We start from the raw sequence: 3179 nt of genomic DNA, 5'->3' as shown, positions 1-3179 counted from the left end.
AACTGGGTGACGAGCTGATCGGTAAACTGCTTCCTGCCCTGCATCTTCGCTCTACGAGAACACTTGCTAACAGGCTATTACTTCTGCAACAGCCACAACCCTTTGCTGAACGGTTTTAGCACCCACCTTGACGGCCCCAAAAACGCAGTTTTTTGGGGCCGTTTGTTAATAAGTAATCTGAACAGGTGACTTTGTCAACAACGCACCGTGTTTTAGTAGCTATGATGTAACACCCGCTTGGCCGCCATGAATCCAAACGGCGCTACACCCACCAAGTAACAACAAGAACGTGGCGCCAAACCCTTTGGCCCCTTGGCGTGCATCTAGCAGGAGACATACAATATAGAGTAGAGCATTGATGACCACAGCTAGCGGCAAGAGCAGCATCAGCCCCAGCTCATCTTGCGTGAAAAAGAAGAGTCCTTTCCCTTGATTAACCCCGAGCCACGCCCCTAAGAAGAGCAGCATGTTTGTGCTCAAGGCGACTAGAAAGGGACGGGATAGATAAGATGTCATGCTCGATCAGCCGTGAACCGGAGCTTCTTTTAGGTGCGCAAAAAAGGGTGGCAAAAGCGAGCTTGAAAAAGGGCGTTTTCAGCCTGTATTCACATACTCCGCAAGTGCGTAGAAACCGTTCGGTTTACCCTCCAAAAACGGTCTTGAAAACCGGCCCGGAAGATCTGCGTTTCCAAGCCGTTTTGGCTAGGTGCAGAACCCTCCAATAAACGAACCATCGCCACCGAGCTGGCCCGCTTGCAAGCTAATCAGGCCCAGCAGGCCGGCCCGTTCCACGGGTTGTGGTTGTCGGCCCTGGCGCTGCCCGCATTGGTGAGCTTGCTGACGTGGCCGCTGTTGCGCAACCGACCCGCAAAAGGGCTAACCCATCTTACGGGGACTGGCGGAGTCCAAGAGTAGTAATGGCCGTGGTTAAAAGTTTGAGTACAACAGTTAAACAAGTAACCGTTCGGTGACTCGAAGCTAGGGCGTACCGACGCCCCCTGCGGCACCCGGGTGGGGCCAAGAAGGTGCGCCTTTCTGACGCACCGGAACGAGCCAACGATAACCCCGTTTCTAGCTCACCAAGGTACTTAGGACGGACTTTCTGAGCCACCTGCTCAGCACCCTACTTTCTGAGCCCTTGCTCCGTCTTGGAGGTGCTTTGCCTTGACTCAGGTGTAGTGGAGTAGAAGAGGCTATCCAGAAATGGCATAAAGTGAGGCGCTTCGTACGCGCTATCATTACTACCACGAAGTAAGTCAGCTCTACCCACCGGCATTTTTTGGAATACCAATTCACTCGTATCACGCCCACTCACAACGTCTACCGAACGCTGCTCCACGACCACGAGGCGGTGCGCTCGCAGAGTCGCCGCGGCGACTGCTATGATAATGCCCAAGCTGAGAGCCTGTGGTCGCGCCTGAAAACCGAGGTGCTCGAAGTACGCGAGCGGCCTGTTTTTGCCGACCTAGCTGATGTCCAAGTCAGCGTAGCCGACTATTTTGACTACTACAATCACGAGCGCCTACATTCCAGTATTGGCTATCAGACGCCCTATCACGCTCATCAACAGCTTCTTCCACTTAACCCCCTAAACTGTCCAGCATAACCGAACCACCTCAGTTCTACATCAGCAAGATTGGACTCACGCCGTAGGGCAGGTTACGTGCCGGGCGGTAACGACCAGGAAGACCAAAATCTTCCACCTCCGATCAACAGTGGAATCGTAACCTGCTTTTGTTCGGACATGAAGTTCTGTAAACTGCCGAAGCTCTTATCTTGGCCGGGAGAACATTCTTGAACTTACATCAACAAGCATCTTAAATCCAGGTACTTACCTGCACCAAGGCTCGTAGTGTGGCAGGGGTATTCTCAAAGATGTTTTGGTTAAACAGCTTGTTTAACTCTAGAGCTGGTAATTAATTTCAAGATAAATAGTACTCTGCGACACTGAAAATAGCACATGAAACAATTAAAAATTGCCTACCTGTTTTTGCCGTTTATTTTATTCCCTGCCTTGTGTTTTTCCCAGGTAATTTTCCGGAATGGAGGAAATGAAAATAAGCAATTTCCAATAATCGGTGAGTCTACTTCGGCTACTATTGTTTATGACGCCTCTGAAAATGTTTTGGTAAAAAAGTCGGCCAACTTCCTGGCAGATGATATTGACCGGGTTTCCGGAAAAAAGCCACCGGTTCTAGCTGGCAGCACCCCACTGGCAGCCACCATGATTATTGTTGGCACAATTGGCAATAATGAGCTTATTACTCAACTTGTAAAGAAAAAGAGACTCGATGTAAGTTCTATTAAAGGACAATGGGAGCGTTTCATTATTCAAACAATTGACAAACCTTTCCCAGGAGTAAGGCAAGCGCTGGTAATTGTGGGCAGTGATCGACGGGGAGCGGCGTACGGCGTGTTTACTCTGTCCGAAAAAATGGGCGTATCGCCCTGGTATTGGTGGGCCGATGTGCCGGTTCAGAAATCTTCCACCATTTTTCTGCAAAAAGGCCGCTTTGTTTCTACTGGTCCAGCCGTAAAATATCGTGGCATCTTCATCAATGATGAAGCGCCGGCCTTCCGAAACTGGGCAACGGAGAAGTTCGGGGGAATTAACCACCAAGTTTATGAGAAGATATGTGAGCTATTGCTCCGTAACAAGGCCAACTTTCTGTGGCCTTCTATGTGGCTTCCCACCATGTTTAATGTGGATGATCCGTTGAACCCCAAAGTCGCCGACGACTTTGGCATTGTGGTCTCTACCAGCCATCACGAACCTATGATGCGCGCCCACAATGAATGGTCCGTGTTTAAGAGTGGTGCCTGGGATTACCGCACTAACAAGGAAAAGCTGCAGCAATTCTGGCGGGGTGGGGTGCAACGCATGGGCAACTACGAAAGCATGGTGACGGTCGGCATGCGCGGGGATGGAGATGCGGGAATGGGCGAAGGAACAGCCGTCGATCTACTCAAGACCATCATCAAAGATCAGCGCACCATCTTAGCGGAAGTAACTGGGAAACCGGCCGAACAAACACCCCAGGTTTGGGCCATCTATAAAGAAGTGCAAGACTACTTTGACCTCCTCCCATTTACTGAGCCCGCTAGAAGTAGAGCATCAGGCGTTTTGAAGCTCGACCGTAGTGGCGGCAGCTACTACCTCATCGGGCGTTAAATTCTGT

2 protein-coding genes are annotated in these 3179 nt (G+C 50.6%); both read left to right on the top strand.

The window, feature by feature from the left end; all coding sequences use genetic code 11:
* Nucleotides 1-1279 precede the first annotated feature (1279 nt).
* The gene (locus tag IEX74_RS23005; protein WP_188816445.1) at nucleotides 1280-1606 is read left to right on the top strand and encodes an integrase core domain-containing protein; all 327 of its coding nucleotides are present in this window, start codon (nucleotides 1280-1282) and stop codon (nucleotides 1604-1606) included.
* 354 nt (nucleotides 1607-1960) lie between these two features.
* Nucleotides 1961-3172: a glycosyl hydrolase 115 family protein gene (locus IEX74_RS23000; protein ID WP_188816444.1), complete on the top strand. Its 1212-nt coding sequence runs from the start codon at nucleotides 1961-1963 to the stop codon at nucleotides 3170-3172.
* Nucleotides 3173-3179: the final 7 nt, after the last annotated feature.

Origin of the sequence: Hymenobacter cavernae, from assembly GCF_014641455.1 — a bacterium.
Classification (GTDB): Bacteria; Bacteroidota; Bacteroidia; order Cytophagales; family Hymenobacteraceae; genus Hymenobacter; species Hymenobacter cavernae.
Note: the sequence above shows the minus strand (reverse complement) of the source record. Positions and strands in the feature narration are given on the sequence as shown.

Excerpts from the sequence above, each read along its gene's own strand:
- IEX74_RS23000 (WP_188816444.1), top strand. The coding sequence starts at position 1,961 with ATGAAACAATTAAAAATTGCCTACCTGTTTTTGCCGTTTATTTTATTC.